At 38.6% G+C, this 19,782-nt stretch carries 21 protein-coding genes; 9 read left to right on the top strand and 12 right to left on the bottom strand.

Translation table 11 applies throughout. From position 1 onward, the window contains the following. Nucleotides 1–263 precede the first annotated feature (263 nt). Complete coding sequence (locus CRYPD_RS01380) at nt 264–1,004, bottom strand: RNA methyltransferase (protein WP_138145779.1); 741 nt, start codon at nt 1,002–1,004, stop codon at nt 264–266. Nucleotides 1,005–1,018: 14 nt separating this feature from the next. Between CRYPD_RS01380 and CRYPD_RS01375 the strand changes: the two genes are divergently transcribed. Continuing rightward, nucleotides 1,019–1,819, top strand: coding sequence for an inositol monophosphatase family protein (locus CRYPD_RS01375; protein WP_138145778.1), 801 nt, complete (start codon nt 1,019–1,021; stop codon nt 1,817–1,819). A 7-nt stretch (nt 1,820–1,826) separates the two neighbouring features. Further along, nucleotides 1,827–2,063, top strand: a complete 237-nt coding sequence (locus CRYPD_RS08420) for a DUF3955 domain-containing protein (RefSeq protein WP_138119228.1) — start codon at nt 1,827–1,829, stop codon at nt 2,061–2,063. Here the strand turns inward: CRYPD_RS08420 and CRYPD_RS01365 are convergent. Genes CRYPD_RS01365 through CRYPD_RS01350 form a run of 4 tightly spaced genes read right to left on the bottom strand, consistent with a single transcriptional unit; the run spans nt 2,044 to nt 4,933 of the window. Beyond that, nucleotides 2,044–2,796 (bottom strand): YciK family oxidoreductase, encoded by a 753-nt coding sequence (locus tag CRYPD_RS01365; RefSeq protein ID WP_138145777.1) that lies wholly within the window; start codon nt 2,794–2,796, stop codon nt 2,044–2,046. The two genes, CRYPD_RS08420 and CRYPD_RS01365, sit on opposite strands and share 20 nt — an antisense overlap. Continuing rightward, nucleotides 2,793–4,106, bottom strand: a complete 1,314-nt coding sequence (locus tag CRYPD_RS01360; protein WP_138145776.1) for a DNA recombination protein RmuC — start codon at nt 4,104–4,106, stop codon at nt 2,793–2,795. Before CRYPD_RS01360 ends, CRYPD_RS01365 begins: the two co-directional genes overlap by 4 nt. Beyond that, entirely contained in the window at nt 4,094–4,732 is a 639-nt protein-coding gene (locus CRYPD_RS01355) for an HAD family hydrolase (RefSeq protein ID WP_138145775.1), read from the bottom strand. Before CRYPD_RS01355 ends, CRYPD_RS01360 begins: the two co-directional genes overlap by 13 nt. A gap of 15 nt (nt 4,733–4,747) precedes the next feature. Further along, nucleotides 4,748–4,933 carry a hypothetical protein gene (locus CRYPD_RS01350; protein ID WP_138145774.1) on the bottom strand — a complete coding sequence of 62 codons (186 nt, stop codon included), beginning with the start codon at nt 4,931–4,933 and terminating at the stop codon, nt 4,748–4,750. 90 nt (nt 4,934–5,023) lie between these two features. Here CRYPD_RS01350 and CRYPD_RS01345 point away from each other — a divergent pair, with 90 nt between their 5' ends. Beyond that, the gene (locus CRYPD_RS01345; RefSeq protein ID WP_138145773.1) at nt 5,024–5,749 is read left to right on the top strand and encodes a lysophospholipid acyltransferase family protein; all 726 of its coding nucleotides are present in this window, start codon (nt 5,024–5,026) and stop codon (nt 5,747–5,749) included. On the opposite strand, the gene rnt is transcribed toward CRYPD_RS01345, so the two are convergent. Together rnt and CRYPD_RS01335 are read right to left on the bottom strand one after the other, a co-directional pair. Continuing rightward, nucleotides 5,746–6,336: a ribonuclease T gene (gene rnt, locus CRYPD_RS01340; RefSeq protein WP_138145772.1), complete on the bottom strand. Its 591-nt coding sequence runs from the start codon at nt 6,334–6,336 to the stop codon at nt 5,746–5,748. The genes CRYPD_RS01345 and rnt overlap by 4 nt on opposite strands. Next, entirely contained in the window at nt 6,336–6,728 is a 393-nt protein-coding gene (locus CRYPD_RS01335; protein WP_244610227.1) for a GNAT family N-acetyltransferase, read from the bottom strand. Before CRYPD_RS01335 ends, rnt begins: the two co-directional genes overlap by 1 nt. A gap of 107 nt (nt 6,729–6,835) precedes the next feature. Here CRYPD_RS01335 and ilvD point away from each other — a divergent pair, with 107 nt between their 5' ends. Next, a complete protein-coding gene (gene ilvD, locus CRYPD_RS01330; protein ID WP_138145770.1) occupies nt 6,836–8,503 on the top strand; it encodes a dihydroxy-acid dehydratase in 1,668 nt (555 codons plus the stop codon). A gap of 101 nt (nt 8,504–8,604) precedes the next feature. Here ilvD and rnr read toward each other — a convergent pair whose 3' ends face one another. From rnr to hflK, 5 genes are read right to left on the bottom strand one after another with little or no spacing between them, the layout of a single operon-like run. Then, the gene (rnr, locus tag CRYPD_RS01325) at nt 8,605–10,719 is read right to left on the bottom strand and encodes a ribonuclease R (RefSeq protein ID WP_138145769.1); all 2,115 of its coding nucleotides are present in this window, start codon (nt 10,717–10,719) and stop codon (nt 8,605–8,607) included. Nucleotides 10,720–10,726: 7 nt separating this feature from the next. Further along, entirely contained in the window at nt 10,727–12,046 is a 1,320-nt protein-coding gene (locus tag CRYPD_RS01320; protein WP_138145768.1) for an adenylosuccinate synthase, read from the bottom strand. 3 nt (nt 12,047–12,049) lie between these two features. Continuing rightward, on the bottom strand, nt 12,050–13,003 hold the full coding sequence (locus tag CRYPD_RS01315) for an ATP phosphoribosyltransferase regulatory subunit (protein ID WP_138145767.1): 954 nt from the start codon (nt 13,001–13,003) through the stop codon (nt 12,050–12,052). An 11-nt stretch (nt 13,004–13,014) separates the two neighbouring features. Then, complete coding sequence (gene hflC / locus CRYPD_RS01310) at nt 13,015–13,872, bottom strand: protease modulator HflC (protein ID WP_138145766.1); 858 nt, start codon at nt 13,870–13,872, stop codon at nt 13,015–13,017. Continuing rightward, nucleotides 13,872–15,032 (bottom strand): FtsH protease activity modulator HflK, encoded by a 1,161-nt coding sequence (hflK, locus tag CRYPD_RS01305; protein ID WP_138145765.1) that lies wholly within the window; start codon nt 15,030–15,032, stop codon nt 13,872–13,874. Before hflK ends, hflC begins: the two co-directional genes overlap by 1 nt. A 155-nt stretch (nt 15,033–15,187) precedes the next feature. Between hflK and CRYPD_RS01300 the strand changes: the two genes are divergently transcribed. The 5 genes from CRYPD_RS01300 to rpmF are packed head-to-tail and all read left to right on the top strand — an operon-like array spanning nt 15,188 to nt 19,778. Next, nucleotides 15,188–17,377: an LPS-assembly protein LptD gene (locus CRYPD_RS01300; RefSeq protein WP_244610226.1), complete on the top strand. Its 2,190-nt coding sequence runs from the start codon at nt 15,188–15,190 to the stop codon at nt 17,375–17,377. Then, nucleotides 17,377–18,273, top strand: coding sequence for a peptidylprolyl isomerase (locus CRYPD_RS01295; protein WP_138145763.1), 897 nt, complete (start codon nt 17,377–17,379; stop codon nt 18,271–18,273). The genes CRYPD_RS01300 and CRYPD_RS01295 overlap by 1 nt, the downstream gene beginning before the upstream one ends. Nucleotides 18,274–18,276: 3 nt before the next feature. Next, complete coding sequence (rlmB, locus tag CRYPD_RS01290; RefSeq protein ID WP_138145762.1) at nt 18,277–19,023, top strand: 23S rRNA (guanosine(2251)-2'-O)-methyltransferase RlmB; 747 nt, start codon at nt 18,277–18,279, stop codon at nt 19,021–19,023. Nucleotides 19,024–19,067: 44 nt separating this feature from the next. Further along, on the top strand, nt 19,068–19,577 hold the full coding sequence (locus tag CRYPD_RS01285) for a YceD family protein (RefSeq protein WP_138145761.1): 510 nt from the start codon (nt 19,068–19,070) through the stop codon (nt 19,575–19,577). A 3-nt stretch (nt 19,578–19,580) separates the two neighbouring features. Continuing rightward, nucleotides 19,581–19,778: a 50S ribosomal protein L32 gene (rpmF, locus tag CRYPD_RS01280; RefSeq protein ID WP_138145760.1), complete on the top strand. Its 198-nt coding sequence runs from the start codon at nt 19,581–19,583 to the stop codon at nt 19,776–19,778. Nucleotides 19,779–19,782 lie beyond the last annotated feature (4 nt).

The raw sequence follows: 19,782 nt of genomic DNA, 5'->3' as shown, positions 1-19,782 counted from the left end.
TTTTTTTGTTTTTACAAAAGGTTCGCTATTTTTTTATAAAGAATCATTGGTTTATGTTGCAGTATGCAAAAGCTTGTAATTAAATAAGGTTTGGTTATTTTGAATTGGGTTTTTAAGGGTTGACTAATTAGGATTGAAGTGTGGCTTACTTTTGTGAGGTTACTGTATTACCCCTTCCATTACAACTTATGAAATGCAGAAAACAGTACTTTTTTCTGCATTCTCTAGGTCGTTCTGGGCTAATGCAGCGGTCTCATATTGATTTATTTTTGAAAGGGTTTAATGTTTCTAAGAATACCTCTAAAAATCGCCACTTCTTCTTTTTCAGGCTCTGCTCTGCCAAAAAAACGCCTTAAACGACGCATTAACAAAACCTTGGGGCGCTTGTCTTCAAAATATTCAATGTGTTCTAATACTTGGGTGAGATGAATGTAAAAACCTTCTAATTCATCAAAACTGGCAAGTGCGTTATTGTTATTTTCAAATTCTGTAGTGGTGTTATAAACATAATTTTGATAAGCGAAAACTTGAATGGCAGAGGCAACATTCAGAGAGAAATAATCTGGATTACCAGGGATAGTCATCAGGATTTGGCACAAATCTAGCTCTTCATTAGTTAATCCTGATTTTTCTGTGCCAAATACCACTGCTACTGTTTGGTTTTTAATGGCAACAGTTTTTTGAATTTCACTACACGCGCCAACCACATCCATTTGCCGCCATTTGATATTGCGTTGGCGGGCACTAGCACCAATCACCAAATGCACACCCTGTAAAGCCTGCTCTAAAGATTCACAAACCACAGTATTTAACAATACATCGTCTGCACCGCTGGCTCTAGCTGTGGCTGTGGCCGATGGATAGCCCCTTGGATTAACCAAAGTCAGCTGCGATAAGTTCATATTTTTCATCGCTCGTGCAGCTGCGCCAATATTACCCGGCTCGGTGGTATTAACCATGACCACACGCACATTATCAAAGGTATAATTCGTTTCTTTTTTCATTTTAGTATTCTATTATGCATCCTACGCTTAATATTGCCGTTAAAGCCGCCCGAAAAGCCGGCGATATCATCCTCAGATACCACAACCAGATTGATATTTTGACAATTGAAAACAAAGCCGTCAATGACTTTGTATCCGAAGTGGATAAAGCTGCTGAGGATGCTATTATAGACGAGTTGAAATACGCCTTTCCCAGTCATTCAATTTTAGGAGAAGAAAACGGGAAAATTTTAGGTGATGCAAATTTTCAATGGATTATTGACCCCTTAGATGGCACTACCAACTACTTGCATGGCTTTCCTCAATATGCGGTGTCCATTGCTCTGTATGAGAATAATGAGCCTACACACGCCGTGGTGTACGATCCTTTCAAAGAAGAAATGTTCACTGCATCCAAGGGCGAAGGCGCTTACCTCAATGAGCAAAGAATGCGAACGACCAATACCGATGGGTTTAAAGACACTCTTATCGGCACAGGTTTTCCATTTAAAGCGCCTCAACACTTGGATGCTTATCTTGATATGTTTAAAGCCATCCATCCAAGGGTTGCGGGCATTCGCCGTGCAGGCTCTGCTGCGCTTGATTTGGCTTATTTAGCGGCAGGTAGAATGGATGGATTTTGGGAGATTGAGCTGAATATTTGGGACATTGCTGCTGGCGTGCTTTTGGTTAAAGAGGCGGGGGGGTTTATTGGTGATTTTTCAGGACGAGATAAATACCTAGAGACAGGAAATGTGGTGGCTGGCAATGAAAAAGTCTTTAAAGAAATTTTAAAAAGTATTCACCCGCACTTAACCAGCGATTTACAACGCTAGGAGTTTTATGCAAAAGTCTTTTAAAAACATAATCTTGAAAATTTCTTTATTTTTTCTATTCTTGACTGTTGTTTCTGTGCTGATTCAAAGAATTTTTTATCCAATATATGTGGATGCCCAAGGTCTGTTACACGAAACTCTGTGGACACCGATTGGCGCTTTTTCTTTCGTGCTAAGCATGGCCAGCTTTATTATTTATTTAATGTTGTTGATTTTTGCATCAATCAAGCGTCGGATAAAGTAAGTTGCTCTCCCTTTATTTTTTTAGATTTTTCACTCATTAAATACACAATCGCAGGGCTTTTGCTTTCAGGAAGCGGGTTTTTATCCGAATTTTCAGCGGGATAAGCCGTTCGTCTCATTTCAGTTTTCATACGCCCTGGATCAAGTGAATTTACCCGAATATTGGTTTTTTCCAACTCCTCAGACAGCGTTTTACTTAACCCTTCAATGGCAAACTTACTCACTCCGTACGCCCCCCAATAAGCACGAGCCTCTCGCCCTACCGAAGAGGATAAAAACAACACGCGCGCATCAGCGGATTTGTTTAAAGCAGGAATCAAAAACTGCGTCAGCATAAAAGGAGCGCTAACATTAATCTGCATGGTCGAATACCATAATTTAATGTCATATTGCTCAATCGGCATCATCGTGCCGATAATACTGGCATTATGAATCAATCCATCCAGTTGCCTAAAATTCGCAAAAATATCGGCTTGTAGTTGCTCATAATGCTCAGGTGTTGCCCCTTCTAAATCAAACGGATAAAGAATGGGTTCTTGATAACCTGCATCTACCACTTCATCATAAGCCACTTCCAATGCACCCAAATTACGCCCAATCATAATTACTGTTGCACCTGCTTTGGCTAAATCCAGTGTCATCGCCTTGCCAAAACCACGATTTGCCCCAGTTACTAAAATAACTTTGTCTTTTAATTCTCCAGTGGTAATTTGATAATCTGTTTTAATGTTCATGATTCGTCCATAGGTAAAGTGGATTGCTTGTTGTCTAATAACTCAACTTTTTTAAGCTTTCTTTCCAATACATTGCTTCGTGTTGTTCTGAGTTTTTCCAAAGTGCCTGAAGCGGTGTTAAGTTGTTTTTGCACTTGTTCAAAGACACCAGAAAATGTAGAAAACTCGGTTTTTACTTCGGTTAAAACATCCCATACTTCGGCACTTCTTTTTTGTATTGCCAAAGTTTTAAAACCCATTTGCAAACTGTTTAAAAAAGCTGACAGCGTAGTGGGTCCAGTAACGGTAATCTTATATTGCCTTTGTAATTTTTCAAACAAACTCACATGTCTTAATACTTCGGCATACAGACCTTCATCAGGTAAATACATCACCGCAAAATCAGTAGTATGGGGCGGGTCAATGTATTTACTGGCAATCTCTTTGGCAAATAATTCAATAGATTTTAATACTTTTTTCTGAAATTCATCTATTTTTATTTTATCGCCCAATTCATAAGCATCAATCAACCTTTCGTAATCTTCTCTTGGGTATTTAGCATCTATAGGTATCCACACTTCACCTTCACTCTTACCTGGCAATTTAACCGCAAATTCAACATTAGCCTGAGAGCCTTTTTTGGTTGCAACATTACAAGCATACTGTTCTGGAGAGAGCATTTGCTCCAAAATAGCACCCAATTGATACTCTCCTAAAGTGCCTCTAGTTTTAACATTTGACAATACTTTTTTCAAATCACCCACATCGTTGGCAACACTTTTCATCTCCCCTAAACCTATATGTACTTGTTCCAATCGCTCACTAACTTGCTTAAAAGATTCACCTAAACGCCGCTCTAAAGTGCTTTGTAATTTTTCGTCAACAGTTTGACGCATTTGCTCTAATTTTTTGCTACTTTCTTCTCTAATATTGGTTAATTGCGTGCCAACTGTTTTTTCAATATGTTTAATATTGTCCGTCGCCTGTTGATTAAATTGTGCTTGCTGTTGATTGAAATCACTAAACTTTTCTTTGATAATGGTGCTAGATTCTTGGTTAAGTTGCTTTTGTTTTTCCTGTTGTTGATTAAATTTTTTATCAACTGTTTCTGTTAATGATTTTTCTAATATTTGAATTGAGTCATTTAACTCTTTTCTATTTTCTTTGGCAATTGTATTAATTTCTTCTCGATTGGTTTTTAATTCATTTTTAAACGCTTCTTCTAGGGTTTTAATGGGTGTATCAATGTCAGCCATTACCTCTTTTTTACGCAATAAAAACACCATTAAAATCACCACAATAACCAACAATACTAATATTACAATATCCATTTTTCTAACTCCTTAACCGTGTTAACCAAAAAATCATAACCCCAATCCTGCTCAACTTTACCATAACCATAAGCCACTGCTACGGTTTTAATGCCTGCATTTTTGCCTGCAATCATATCGTTTTTATCATCACCAATAAATAAACATGACTTTGGTTTAACCGCTAATTGTGCACAAGCATAAAGCAGTGGCGCAGGATGTGGTTTATTGTGTTTTAAGGTGTTACCGCACACCACAACATCTGGCTTAATGTCTAATTTATTTAGCAATAGTTGGGTTAAATTCTCAGGTTTGTTAGTCACAATACCCCAAAACAATCCTCGCTTTTTAATCAGCATTATCAAGGCATCAATACCAGGAAAAGTTACCGAGTGTTTGTCAATATTATCAGTATAAATTTCTAACAATCTTTGGTGTCTCTTGCTGAATTCAGGGTGTGCTTCATCGCAATCAAACCCCATACTTACCAAGGCTTTGCCGCCAAAGGACACCAAGGGTTTAATGTCGTTATACAACTTTTTTTCTAAGCTATTTTCTGACAACAGTATATTCAGTGCATACGCCAAATCTGGTGCTGTATCAATCAAAGTGCCATCTAAATCAAATAAAATAGTGTTGATATCCATATAATTATTTTTTACTTATTTGTTTGTTTTGCAATCATTAGCAACCTTATTTAGAATTTTAAACCCATGCCGTTGTGCAAGTATTCTAGGCATTTTACCTGTCGCTTTTACGCTATAGAAACCTTTGCATAAATATGAATAATTACCATAAATCTGCTTTTCGTTGACTTGGCAAAAAATTGAATTTTTACAATCATTCATATTTATGCAAAGGTCTCATATAAAATAAAATTACTGGATTGCTTTTCCAGCATCTGAAAATTAAAAAAATACTTAATAAAAAAATAAAATATGCTACTAATTCGTTCACTTATCTTTTTCCTTGGAATGTGTATTTTTTCCTTTATTGTGTTTTTATTTGCCATGCTAACCGCTTTATTCCCTTCCAACATTCGCTATAAAATAATATCACAATGGGCTATTTTTAATATCTGGTGGTTACGCATTACTTGCAACATTACAACCAAAGTAATTGGCAAAGAAAACATCCCGATATCGGCTTGTGTTATTATTTCCAACCATCAATCAACCTGGGAATCATTTGCTTTTCAAACAATATTTACACAACAATCTTGGGTGTTGAAACGAGAATTGTTGTGGATACCTGTTTTTGGCTGGGGTTTGGCGCTACTCAAGCCAATTATTATCAACCGTGGTGATAAACTTAAAGCACTTAAAAAAGTTATTAAACAAGGCGTTGCCCGTATTCAAGAAAATATTTTTGTGGTAATATTTCCCGAAGGAACACGCCAACCCTATGGGCAACTTGGCAACTATCAAAGAGGAGGGATTGCCATTGCTCAAAAGGCAGGTTGTGATATTTGCCCTATTTATCACAATGCAGGTAAATTATGGCCTAAAGGCAGTTTTATCAAATATCCCGGCACAATTACTGTGGTGATTGGCAAACCTATTAGCATTACAGGGAAATCAGCCACAATACTCACTCAGGAAGTGAAAGAATGGACTGAAAAAAAATCAAGTGAGACTTACTCAGAGAGACCTTTGCATAATTAATTATACTGCTGGGTGTTGAAAATTTGACAAAAAAGTTCGGCAGTTTTTTGTGTGTCATAAAGTGCAGAATGAGCGTTGGCATCGTTCCACTCAATATTGGCCACACGCATCGCCTTAGCCAAAACGGTTTCGCCATAATATAACGCTGAAAGGCTAACCGTGTCAATGGTTGAAAATTGATGAAAAGGGCTTTTAAGCTTACTCCTCTCGGTGGCAGCACGCAAAAAACCCAAATCAAAAAAAGCATTATGCCCAACTAAAATGGCACGAGTGCATTCTTCATTTTTTATTTCCATATGAACAGTTTGAAAAATCTCACTAAGCGCCTGTTTTTCAGTAACCGCCATACGCAATGGATTATACACATCAATGCCATTAAATTTGAGTGCTGACGGTTCAAGATTGGCACCTTTGAAGGGTTCTATATGAAAATGTTGTGGGTCTTTTGGATAAAATACACCGTCATTATTAATGCCAATTATAATGGCACAAACCTCAAGCATAGCATCGGTTTTTTCATTAAAACCACCAGTTTCTATATCAATTACAACGGGTAAATACCCCCGAATGCGTTGTTTAATTTTCATTACAATATGTCCTTAAAAAAGACAGATGAATTACGCTGATGGTCAAACAAATCTTGGCGTTTTTTTGGTAATTCACTAATTTCCATTTTTACAAAACCCTGTTTTAAAAACCATTCAGCATTATGCTTGGATAATGCGAATACTTTGGAAAAATTATCAGCAAATGCTTTTTGCATAACTTTGTTTAATAATTCAACTGAAATTCCTTGATTTTGCACTTTTTCTGACACTGCCAAAGCATAAATTTCACCCATACCATCTTCTTGGCAGTCTTTTAACCCTACGCAAGCAACCAATCTACCAGACTGCTCAATCCATACAAAATCTGTAATATTATTACTAATTTGCGCATAAGTTCTGGGCAAAATTTTACCCTCCTTGACAAAAGGCATAATTAAGTTCAATATTTGCTGTGCTACATCCAATTTGGTTTAAAAAGGCATTGAGAAAGGTTTTATTTTAGTCTAAAATTCGGTGTTTTATATCAATACAAATGATTATGTCTTCGAATTCAAGAAAATATTCTTCTCAAGTGGTTGACGGCTACGAGCGAGCACCAAGTCGCGCCATGTTATATCCCGTTGGTTTTAAAAAAGAGGATTTTAACAAACCTCAAGTGGGTATAGCAAGCACTTGGTCAATGGTAACACCGTGCAATATGCACATTAATAAACTGGCTGATGAAGCGGAAAAAGGGGTTAATACTGCGGGTGGCAAAGGTGTTATTTTCAATACCATTACCATTTCAGATGGCATTTCTATGGGCTCTGAGGGGATGAAATACTCTTTGGTTTCTCGTGAGGTAATTGCCGATTCAATTGAAACTGTTGTCGGTTGCCAAGGGTTTGATGGCGTGGTTGCTATTGGGGGTTGTGATAAGAATATGCCCGGTTGTATTATTGGTTTAGCCCGTCTTAATCGCCCAGGTATTTTCGTTTACGGTGGCACGATTCAACCGGGTGAAAATCATACCGATGTGGTTAGTGTGTTTGAAGCAGTAGGTCAATATGCCAATAATACGATTGATGCGATTGAATTAGAAAATATTGAAAAAACTGCCATTCCCGGTGCAGGATCTTGTGGCGGTATGTATACGGCAAATACAATGGCAAGTGCAATTGAAGCATTAGGTATGAGTTTGCCAAATTCCTCTGCCCAAGATGCTATTTCAGTAGATAAAAATAACGATTGTATTCGTGCAGGCGAAGCGGTGCTTAATTTACTAGAAAAAGACATTAAGCCAAATGATATTATGACAATGAAAGCGTTTGAGAATGCAATTACTGTGATTATTGCTCTGGGTGGTTCTACCAATGCAGTTCTGCACTTAATCGCTATGGCAAATGCTGCTGGTGTTAATTTAACCATTGACGACTTTACTCGCATTGGTAAAAATGTACCTGTTGTTGCCGACCTTAAGCCATCAGGAAAATATATGATGAGTGAGTTGGTTGAAATTGGTGGCACGCTACCTTTAATGAAGATGTTATTAGAAGCAGGATTATTACACGGTGATTGTATGACAGTTACAGGTCAAACTATGGCGCAAAACTTAGAAAATGTTAAGCCGTATGTTGATTCTCAAGAAATCATCAGAGCATTGGACAACCCTATTAAAAAAGATTCACACCTTAGGATTTTGCGTGGCAATCTTGCTGTTGATGGTGCGGTGGCAAAAATCACTGGTAAAGAAGGTCTGAGCTTTAAAGGCACGGCAAAATGTTTTGGTCGTGAAGAAGAAGCGTTAGCAGCAGTTTTAAATGACCATATTCAAGCAGGCGATGTGATTGTCATCCGCTACGAAGGTCCTGCTGGTGGTCCTGGTATGCGTGAAATGCTTGCCCCCACTTCTGCCGTCATGGGTAAAGGTTTGGGTGGTAAAGTTGCCCTTATTACCGATGGTCGCTTCTCTGGTGGTACGCACGGTTTTGTGGTTGGTCATATTACTCCAGAAGCCTTTAAAGGAGGGGTGTTAGCCGTGGTTGAAGATGGCGATGAAATTTTGATTGATGCTGAAAATAATGTCTTAGAGCTCTTGGTTGAACAATCTGTTATTGATAAACGCTTATCTGGCTGGACACAGCCTAAACCAAACTACACCAAAGGCGTGTTAGCCAAATTTGCAAAACTGGCTAAATCTGCTTCTGAGGGTGCAGTAACTGATTAATTACCTTTTATTATGCGCTCATCATTGCAAACAATAAGTTTTAGAAATTAATTAATTTTATTTTGTGTGCGTCAATACGACAAAGAAAAAGTTAAAGTAATTTAGGCGGGCACAAACACCATTTGCCTGTCATCTAAATTCACAGAGGCGATTTGGATTTTAATGGTATCGCCGAGTTGGAAGGTTTTGCCAGTGCGAGAGCCTGTGAGTTTATGATGGATGTCATCAAAGTTGTAGTAGTCGTCTTTCATGTCACGAATGGAAATCATACCTTCAACATAAACATCGGTAAGCTCAATAAAAATACCAAAAGCAGCAATGCCGGAGATAACGCCATTAAAGGTTTCGCCGACTTTGTCACGCATATATTCGCATTTAAGCCATTTCTCCACATCACGGGTGGCTTCGTCTGCTCGGCGCTCGGTAACGGATAATTCAGCGCCTAATTCCACCATTCTCTTGCTTGGCTTTCTAGTATTTTTATTGATGACACGATTAATCGCACGATGTACCAATAAATCAGGATAACGCCTGATTGGCGAGGTAAAGTGAGTGTAATCATCAAAGGCTAGACCAAAATGTCCTTCGTTAGCGGGCGTGTAAACGGCTTGCTTCATAGTCCGTAGTACAACGGTTTTGATGATATTCTCATTGTCTCTGCCTTTAGCATCTTCCAATACTTTTGCAAAGTGTTTAGATTCTGGTTGTGCGCCACCTTCTAGAGTTAGACCAACTGCAGTTAGGAATTGGCGGGTAACTTCGACTTTTTCTGCGGTAGGTTTAGGGTGAATACGGTATAAGAAGTCTTCGTTATTTTCTGCTAAAAACTTCGCTGTGGCTTGATTTGCCATTAGCATACATTCTTCAATCAGTTTGTGAGCATCGTTACGAGAAGTGGCAACAATATTATCAATCTTACCCTCGTCATTAAATAAAATTTGTGTTTCAATACGGTCAAAGTCCATTACCCCGCGTTTGGTTCTGGCATTTTTTAAGGTTTTGTATAAATCATACAAAGTATTCAGATTGTCTATCACACTTTCATATTGCTGGGTTAATTTACTGTCATGGTGCTCTAAAATTTGACTTACTTTGGTGTAAGTCAAGCGTGCGTGTGAGAACATTACTGCTGGGTAAAATTTATAATCTAATAAATTACCTTCTGCATCAATATTCATCTCACAAGTCATACACAGCCGCTCTACATCAGGATTAATGGAACACAAACCATTCGATAACGCCTCAGGTAACATTGGCACCACACGGCGTGGGAAATAAACTGAATTACCTCGCTCAATCGCTTCAATGTCAAGGTCCGATCCTTCTACCACATAATGAGAAACATCAGCAATCGCAACCACCAATTTCCAGCCATTATTAGTAGGTTCAGCAAATACAGCATCATCGAAATCACGAGAATCTTCGCCATCAATCGTGACTAACTTCATATTGGTAATATCAACTCGCCCCACTTTGTCTTCGACCGTAACTTGCGTTGGTAATTGCTCTGTTTGTGCCAAGGCTTCCGCTGAGAAATCCACTGGAATGCCATTACGATACAGCGCTGCCTCGGTCTCTACCCCTTCATCCATATAGTCACCTAAGATTTGAATAATTCTGCCTTCGGCAAGGGTCTTGAAAGTTGGTGCTTGGGTAATCTCAACAATCACAATTTGTTTGTCAGTATTAGTTGCACTGATGTCAGAAATATTAATATTATTACGAATGCGTCTGTCATCCACTACAATATAAGCGCTCTCAGCACCTAGATGCAAACGCCCTACCACAGTTTTAATACTTTCAATTACTTCGATAATTTCAGAATCACCCCGTTGATCCAACATTCTCGCCTTAACTCTATCACCGTGGAAAACCAGTTTCATTTGATAAGTAGAAAGACGCAAATCTTTACCGCCTTCGTCTAAGGCAATAAAGCCAAAACCCTTTGGATTAGCGCTAACTGTACCAATCATAATGTCTCTTTCACTGTTAAAAACATCATACACACCATCACGATCCATGCTCAATTGCTGGTCACGGACCATGGCCTTAAGGCGATGCGTTAGAGGTTTTTTTTGTTTACCGTTAATCTCAAGAACATCAACCAAGTCGTAGAATGATTGTGGTTGTTTGGTTACAAATTCAAGAATATATTCTCTTGAAGGGATAGGGTTGTCGTATTTATCTGATTCTCTTTGTTGGTGCGGATCGTTCATAGTTTATTTACTCGTCAAATGGATGGGTTAAAATCAATGTTTCGTCACGATCTGGCCCAGTGGATAAAATATCTACAGGTAAATTTGAAAGTTCTTCAATTTTGCGAATGTAGTCTTGTGCCTGTTGCGGCAGGTTGTTAAATGAATCTGTACCAATAGTGGATGTTTTCCAGCCTGGCATTTCAGTATAAATAGGCTTAGCATCAGCGTAGCCTTGTGCATCGTAAGGGGGTGTGGTAATTTGTTTGCCGTTAAGCTCATAAGCCACGCAAATTTTAATACTGTCTAAAGAATCTAACACATCCAGCTTAGTCAGGCAGATGCCTGTTACTGCGTTCAAATTAAATGAACGATTAAGGGTAACCATATCCAGCCAACCACAACGGCGTTGTCTCCCTGTGGTAGCGCCAAACTCGTGTCCTACTGTGCCCAACACTTTGCCAATTTCGTTACCCTTATCCGTGGCAACATCGTAAACCAATTCTGTTGGAAAAGGCCCGCCACCAACACGAGTGGTATAAGCTTTCACAATACCCACCACATAATCAATGTCAGTTACGCCAACGCCTGAGCCTGTTACTGCACCACCTGAGGTGGTATTGGATGAAGTAACAAACGGGTAAGTACCTTGGTCAATGTCCAGCAATGCGCCCTGCGCACCTTCAAACAAAATATTTTCATTGTTGGCAATATGATTATGAATTTTCTGAGTAACATCAGTAATCATTGGGATAACCACTTTAGCCTGCTCTAAGGCTTCTGCCAACACTGTGTCATAATCCAATACAGATGCATTGTAATAATTACTGAGGGCAAAATTATGATATTCCATCACCTCTTTGAGTTTCTCAGTAAAGGATTCAGCATCCAACAAGTCGCCAACACGCAATCCACGGCGTGCTACTTTGTCTTCATACGCAGGACCAATACCGTTGCCTGTGGTGCCAATAGCCGCCTTACCTCGCTTGGCTTCTCGTGCATTATCTAGCGCAACATGATAGGGCATAATCAGTGGGCATCCTGGCGAGATTTTTAAACGCGATTGTGCATCAACGCCTGCGGTCTCTAATTCGCCCAATTCTGTAATCAGTGCCGACATTGATAACACCACACCGTGACCAATTAAGCATTCAACGCCATCACGCAAAATACCTGATGGGATAAGATGTAATACGGTTTTTTTACCCTCAATAACCAAAGTATGACCTGCATTGTGCCCGCCTTGAAAACGCACCACACTAGCCACTTTGTCGGTAATTAAATCAACGATTTTACCTTTACCCTCATCACCCCATTGGGTGCCAATAATAACGACATTTTTTGACATATTTTAATTCCTTTGAGACAAAAATTTTAAATCAAATGAAAAACCTGTTGCCGCTCTTGAACAGCCAAATGATGCACTGAGACCGTTATAACGACCGCCTTGTGCGAGTGCTTTAGGGTAATTTTCATTGTAAGCTGAAAATACAACGCCTGTGTGATATTCATAGGCTTTGAATTCACCGAGGTCAAGCACCACTTCAACGCCTGTAGCACTGAGTTTTTCGTTAATTTTAAGCAAATCTTGAATGGCTGTTTTTGCTTTAGGAATATCTTTGAATATGACCAACGCCTCGTCTAGTATACTAGCATTGCCTTCCAGCCGCATCAATGCACTAAATTTATCGCCATAAATTAGCGTGTTATCTTGTAAAAATACCACCAAATCTGGCGTAGAGCGTTTAACAAAAATTTGTCTAAGTTCTGATAATTTACCCTCATCAAGTGCCTCTTCTGCAATTAAAGCATTAAACACAGCAACATTACCCAAACTTAAGGTAATCGGCTTAATTGACAACAATTTTAAGCTCTCAAGCATTAGCTCAATCACTTCAACATCAGCACTAATATCATCAGAGCCATATAATTCTGCCCCTGCCTGAATCGGCGACCTAGAGGCATAAAAATCATCCGCCCTAGTCTGCAAAATTGCATTAATATAACAATACTTTGCTACCTTGTTATTACCCTGTTTGGCATCAATTCGTGCAATTTGGGGGGTAATATCAGCATGCACGCCTAACATCTTGCCACTTGTAGGGTCTAAGAATTTAAAAGTTTTTTCATTAATTGAATCACTGGTTAATAACAAAGATTCAATATTTTCCACCATTGGCGGAATCACCAAAGAAAACCCTTTTTTGGTGTATAAATCAATTAATTGACGACGCACAGACTCAAATTCCAGCGCTCTGTCACCAACTAGTTCGTCAATACTTTCGGGTAATTGCCAAGTATTCATTAATGGTTATTCTATTTAATCACTGGGTTAAAATGACGGAAAAACTCGGTATTTGGATTTAACACCATAATATCATTTTGACCTGAGAATGACTTTTTATAAGACTCCAACGAGCGATAGAACGAATAAAAATCTACATTTTTATTGTAAGCTTGCGCATAATTATTTGCCGAAACTGCATCGCCTTCACCTCGAATTTTTTCGCTATCACGATAAGCATTAGCCAAAATAATAGTACGCTGCTTGTCTGCTGCTGCGCGGATAACCTCCGCCTCTTCTGCACCTTTTGAACGGAATTCCTTAGCAACTCGCTGGCGTTCTGCCTGCATACGACGATAGACAGAATTTGACACTTCTTGAGACAAGTCAATGCGTTTAATACGCACATCGATAATTTCAATACCAAATTCGCTAATGTCTTTTTTCGCCAACTGTACAATATTTTGCATAATCTCACTACGCTCACCAGAAACCACATCGGCAATAGTGCGCTTAGAAAATTCACTTTTCAATCCAGTTTTGATGATTTGTGCTAGACGATTTCTGGTTCTTGCCATATTACCACCCGTTGATTTGTAGAACCGTTCAGCGTCAACAATACGCCATTTAACATAAGAATCTACAATCACATTTTTCTTCTCGCCAGTTAAAAATCGTTCTGCTGGTGTATCTAGCGTTTGAATACGATTGTCAAATTTCACCACATTGTTCACAAATGGCATTTTGAATTTAAGCCCTGGCTCGCGTTCAACAGAAACGATTTTACCCAAACGGAGTTTAATGACAGTTTGCGTCTCATTAACTGTGTATAAAGCCGAACCGCTAACAAAAAACAACAACGCAACAATAATCAATACTAATTTTTTCATTATCTAACCTCTCTATTACGGAAAACATCTCTAAGCCCACTTCTCTGCCCAGACTGCCCTGGTTGCGCTTCTTGAATAACAACCTCAGTGCGTGATGTATTATTAATCAACTTATCAATCGGTAAATACATCATACTGTTGGCTTTTGAATCCACCACCACTTTGCTGGTATTGGCCAGTACACTCTCCATTGTTTCACGGTATAGGCGCTCTTTGGTTACGACGGGTGCTTTTTCATATTCTGCTAAAATCTGTTTGAAACGAAACGCTTCACCTTCTGATTTAGACACCACCTCTGATTTATACGCTTTCGCCTCTTCCAGCATTCGTGCGGCCTTACCACGGGATTTTGGCAAAATATCATTGGCATAAGTTTGTGCCTCATTAATCAAGCGTTGCTTATCTTCACGCGCTTTTACCGCATCGGAAAACGCCGCTTGCACTGGCTCTGGCGGTTGCGCATCTTGCATATTTACAGTGGTAATAATCAAACCTGTTTGATAAGCATTAAGCAACTCTTGAGATTTATCTTTAATGCTGTCGGCAACTGCCACACGACCTTCGGTTAGCACATAATCCATGGTATTTTGACCTATCACCTGACGAATAGCGCTTTCAGCCACATGACGCAAAGTCAAATCAGGACTGGCAACATTAAACAAATAAGCCTGCACATCGTTAATTTTGTATTGCACTGCAAACTTAGCATCAATCATATTTTCATCTTTAGTCAGCATTAACGATTCAGAGGATACATTGCCACCACGACGATTACTAACCGCATCTCGATAGCCAATTTGTACGGTTCTAATTTGTTCGACATTAATTCGGGTTAGGCTCTCAATCGGATACGGTAAGTGCCAATGTGGTCCCTCTCCAGTTTCCTCTTGAAAGGCACCAAAACGCAGCACCACCCCTTTTTCAGCAGGGTCAATAATATAAATACCTAATAAAGCCCAGACCAATAAAACCAGAATGAATATGTATTTAAAGCCGCCTTTTTTAGGCGCACTAGGTGTGTTGGTATTTGATGAAGGCTGATTGCCACCAAAAATATTACCAAATTTATTCTTAAAATCTTTAATCACCTCATCCAACTCTGGTGGTTTTTGACCGTTGGTACCCCAAGGGTTTTGATTATTGTTGTCATTCCAAGCCATTAAAATATTCCATATTAAATTACAAATCCAATACTATTTTACCCAAACTATTGCTTATCAAAGTATTCTATTAGTAATAAAAAACATAGTTATTATCTGAATCTCAATAATGTTAAAATATTACATTAAAAATTAGATTATCCACGAGATTAACCATGAGAAAGCAACTCGCTCTTTCTACTATTGTTTTATTATCAAGCACTGTTAGCGCCCAAGCGCAAGAATTTGCCCTCGGCTGTGGCGGTACACCACTGCTGTTTCCCAAGCAAACGCTTTCTACAAACATTGAAAATTTAGACATTACCGCAGACTATAGCGAAGTCAGCAATGGCAACTATCTTTTAAGAGGCAATGCTGCTGTCAATTCAGCCGAATATTACCTATCAGCAGACGAAATAAACCTACAAAAAGCCAGTAAAATCTCAAGCGCTAGTGGTCATGTTAAATTTCAAGATAAACGAATAATGCTAACTGGCAATAAAGCAGTAATGAAAAAACAAGGCGATAAAAAATACACTGTTTTTGAACAAGCCAAATACCATTATCCAGAAAGTAAAGTTAATGGACAAGCACAAAAAATTGTAAACGATGGCACTAAGCAAACTTTTGATTCAGTAACCTATAGTTTGTGTCCAGTGGGTAATACTGACTGGGTTATGAAAGCAAACAAGGTAACACTTGACCAAAAAACCAATCTCGGCGTTGCCGAAAATGTAACAGTTGAGTTTATGGGCGTGCCAATCTTCTATTCACCATATCATGAATGGGTATTGAAAGGCAGAAGTTCTGGTTTTTTAGCGCCGAGTTTTGCTAGTTATAACGAATCAGATGTCAATAAAAATAAAGGCTATCAAATCCGCATTCCTTATTATTTCAACATTGCGCCTAATCGTGATTTTTTATTAACACTCAATCAAGCGTCCACTCGAGGCCGTGTGATTGAAGGCAAATATCGCCAACTCGTCTCAGTTCTTAATCGAGGTCGTATTGAAATTGAAGGACATTATTTAGACAAAGACAAGATTAGTAAAGAAAAACGCTGGTTAATTGACGCTGAACTAGATCTCTCTTTAAATACCAACACCGAATTAAACATAGTAAGTAATCGTGTATCAGACAAGGATTATTTTAAAGAAATCGCACACAGTGGTACCTCAAAGGATTTATTGCAATCTTCTGTTAATCTGTCTTATGAAAACAAAAAAACCAATATTAATACCTCAATATTTGCTGAAAACGAGCAATTGGTTAATAACGGCAAGGCAGAATACACACGGGCACCTAAGATCTTTATTAACAAAAAAGTCATCGGTCTAGGCAATCGAGAAGTGAATTTTTCTATACTTAGTACAAAATTTAAACACCAAGATGCCAGTAAAGAAACAGGCACTCGCACCCACGCTCAAGCAGAATTTACCCGAGATATTACAACCAATGCGTACTCATTACAACCTAGATTTAATATCTCTAAAACAAAATACTCAATGGACAGTGTACCAAACCAAAACCGCTCTATTTACAGTTTCGGGGTGGATTCTAAGTTGTTTTTTGAAAGAGATATTAATCTATTTGGCAAAAGCGTCACTCAAACACTAACGCCGAGATTAGCTTACAATTACACTCAAGGAAAAGACCAAAGTGCATTACAAAAATTTGATTCTGAGGCAATAAATTTCTCTTATGAAAATCTATTCTCAGGCAAAAAATTTACAGGTATTGATAGAATTGGAAAAACCAATGACATTGCCTTAGGTCTTGAATCTGATTTTATTGATAATGATACAGGGGCAACTTATTTAAGCCTAAAAATTGCTCAATTGCGTTATTTATCCGATACAAAACTGGACGAGGCTGGTAACTTAGTTGCCCAAGAAAAAGATTACTCAAACATTGCCGCTACTGCTGACCTTACACTAGATAAGTTTACTTTTAACAACGAGTTAGAATACGACTCAGACAGCAAAGAAGTCGCCAAGCACCACAGTGCATTAAGCTACATTTTAAGCCCTAGAAAATTCATCAGCCTAACCCACTCAGATGATGGCGAACAAAGAACCGTAGGCGTATATGGTGCTTACCCAGTTACTCAAAAAGTACATTTGTTTACTGGTATTAATCGCTCCCTAACTAACTCAATCACCAACAGAAAAACGGCTGGTATTGCGTATGAATCTTGTTGTTATGCAATACGCATAGCACGCTTTAAGCAACACCTAAATGATGGCAGTTATGACACAGTGACAAAATTTGAATTAGTACTTAAGGGCTTAGCCTCTAGCGATTCTAGCTTGGCAGAACGCCTAAAAGAAGAAATACCAAACTATTTAGCTAACTTGGACAAATAATGAAACTTTTTTTTACCCTTGCCTTTACTTTTTCATTCAACGCCTTGGCATCGCCCAATAGCATTATTGCTATCGTTAATGACACTGTCATTACTCTAGACAGTATCAGTGTTCAAATAAAAAAAACCAAAACCAAGGCACAAAAAATAGCGCTGGTTGAACAACAAATCAACTTGGTGCTACAAGCAGAAAAAGTACAATCACTAGGCATTAAACCTAGACCAGAAACCATCAAGGCAATGCTGGCTGATGTTGCTAAGCAAAACAGCATTACTTTGGCACAATTACAGTCTAACAATCAATTTGCTGAAATTGTTGACAATATCTCTCAACAGCTTTCTCTCAAAGGACTTGAACAATTTGTTTTACAACGCGCCAATATTACAATAACACAGGCAGAAATTGACAACTATCTGGCTAAAAACCCTAATAAAAATACACAGTTAGTGGAGCAAATTAAAATCGCTCAGATTGTAATCAGTGCTGTTGAAAAAACCGATTCCTTGCCACAATCTAAAGATGATTCAATCAAACAATTTTTAACAGGATTAAGTAAAGAAATTAAAAATGGCACCACATTTTCCAGTCTTGCAAAACTACATTCGCAAGACTTTTCTTATGAAAATGGCGGAGAAACTGATTGGCTAGTGCAAGAAAAACTTCCTACGGTGTTCCAGCAACAACTAAAAAACCTTAACACTGATGAGGTCTCTAAACCCTTTAAAACAGCGAAAGACTGGCGCATTATTAAAATTATTGCTCAACGCAAGGTTGATATAAATCTTATCACTGTTAGGGCACAGCTCATTCAATCCAAACAACACATTTTTTTTCAAGATTGGCTAAAAACACTACGAAAAAAAGCCTACATAGAGATTTTTGAACACAAACTCTAATATATGTCCAAGTCCATCATCATCTTTGGGTTTCACGCAATCCAAGCACAATTAGACACCAATCCAGAGTGCTTAGTTAAAACATTTACGCTGGACAATCGTCATGACAAACGCCTAAATACCCTTATTACCCAACTTGATAAACTCGGTATCAACACGCAACGCTCAACGAAACAACAGCTGGATAAGCTCACTAAAAATCAAACCCATCAAGGTATTGCTGCTGAAATATTACTGCCCGCCCTACCCAATCAAGACGGGCTAATGCAGCACATTGCCAAACTAGAAAAAACAGCATTAATCTTAATTTTAGACTCAATACAAGACCCAAGAAACTTAGGCGCTTGCTTACGCAGTGCTAACGCCGCAGGCGCGGATTGCGTAGTCATTAACAAAGATGGGTCGGCACCTGTCAATGCTTTGGTACATAAAACTTCAGCTGGTGCACTTAATCAACTTAAAATCTTCTCGGTAACGAATTTATCACGCACGATTAAAGCGCTGAAAGAGCAAAATATTTGGGTAGTAGGCTTAGATAGTTCAACCGATAAATCACTCTACCAAATCGATTTAACCTCGCCCAGTGCGATCATTATGGGCTCTGAAGGCTCTGGATTGCGCTCACTCACCAAAAAATCTTGCGATGAACTGGTAATAATTCCTATGCAAGGTAATGTAGAAAGCCTAAATGTGTCGGTAGCAACGGGTATTGCTTTGTTTGAAGCCAACAGACAGCGCTTGAAAACTTAATGCCTAAAGCTTGGTTTTTTTGGTAAAATTGTCAAGTTTTTGCAATGAAACAAGGAATACCAGATACGATTAAACTTTTTAGGTTTGCCTCTAGATCACTAACCTTTTCACAGCGCTATCAAGTGAAGGATTTACCTAGAATCAGCAAATTGCTTAGCAACCAAGATTCAACGGTTGATGTAAAACTTAGTTTTAATCTTGAAGAAGGTAAAATCCCTTGTATTAAAGGTGAAATTAAACTGGATGCGGCACTTACCTGCCAACGGTGCTTAGATGAAGTCAGTCTTCATTTACAGCCTAAATTTCAGCTTGCTTTTTTGCAAAATGAACAGCAAGGCGAAACATTAAGTGCTAGCTTTGAGACAATTCTGAATACTGACGAAGAATTTTCAACCATTGAATTTATAACGGATGAAGTGTTAATAGTGATTCCGATGACGCCTATGCATAAACATAAATGCGCATCGTATCAAGACACACAGCCAATAAATCAACAAAAGCGTGAAAACCCTTTTGCAATATTACAACAATTAAAGAACACAACTAAGGAGTAAAAAATGGCCGTACAAAAAAGTAGAAAAACCCCTTCAAAGAGAGGCATGCGTCGCTCTCATAATGCACTAGCAAGCCCAACTTTGTCTGAAGACCAAGAAACGGGTGAAACACACTTGCGTCACCACATTACCGCTGATGGCTACTACCGTGGCAAACAAGTGATTAATAAAACACAAGATATTCCAGAAGTAGAAGCCTAGAATA

The sequence above is a fragment of the Bathymodiolus heckerae thiotrophic gill symbiont genome (assembly GCF_900180345.1).
Taxonomy (GTDB): domain Bacteria; phylum Pseudomonadota; class Gammaproteobacteria; order PS1; family Pseudothioglobaceae; genus Thiodubiliella.
The sequence above is the reverse complement of the archived record's forward strand: the minus strand, read 5'-3'. Positions and strand labels throughout refer to the sequence as shown.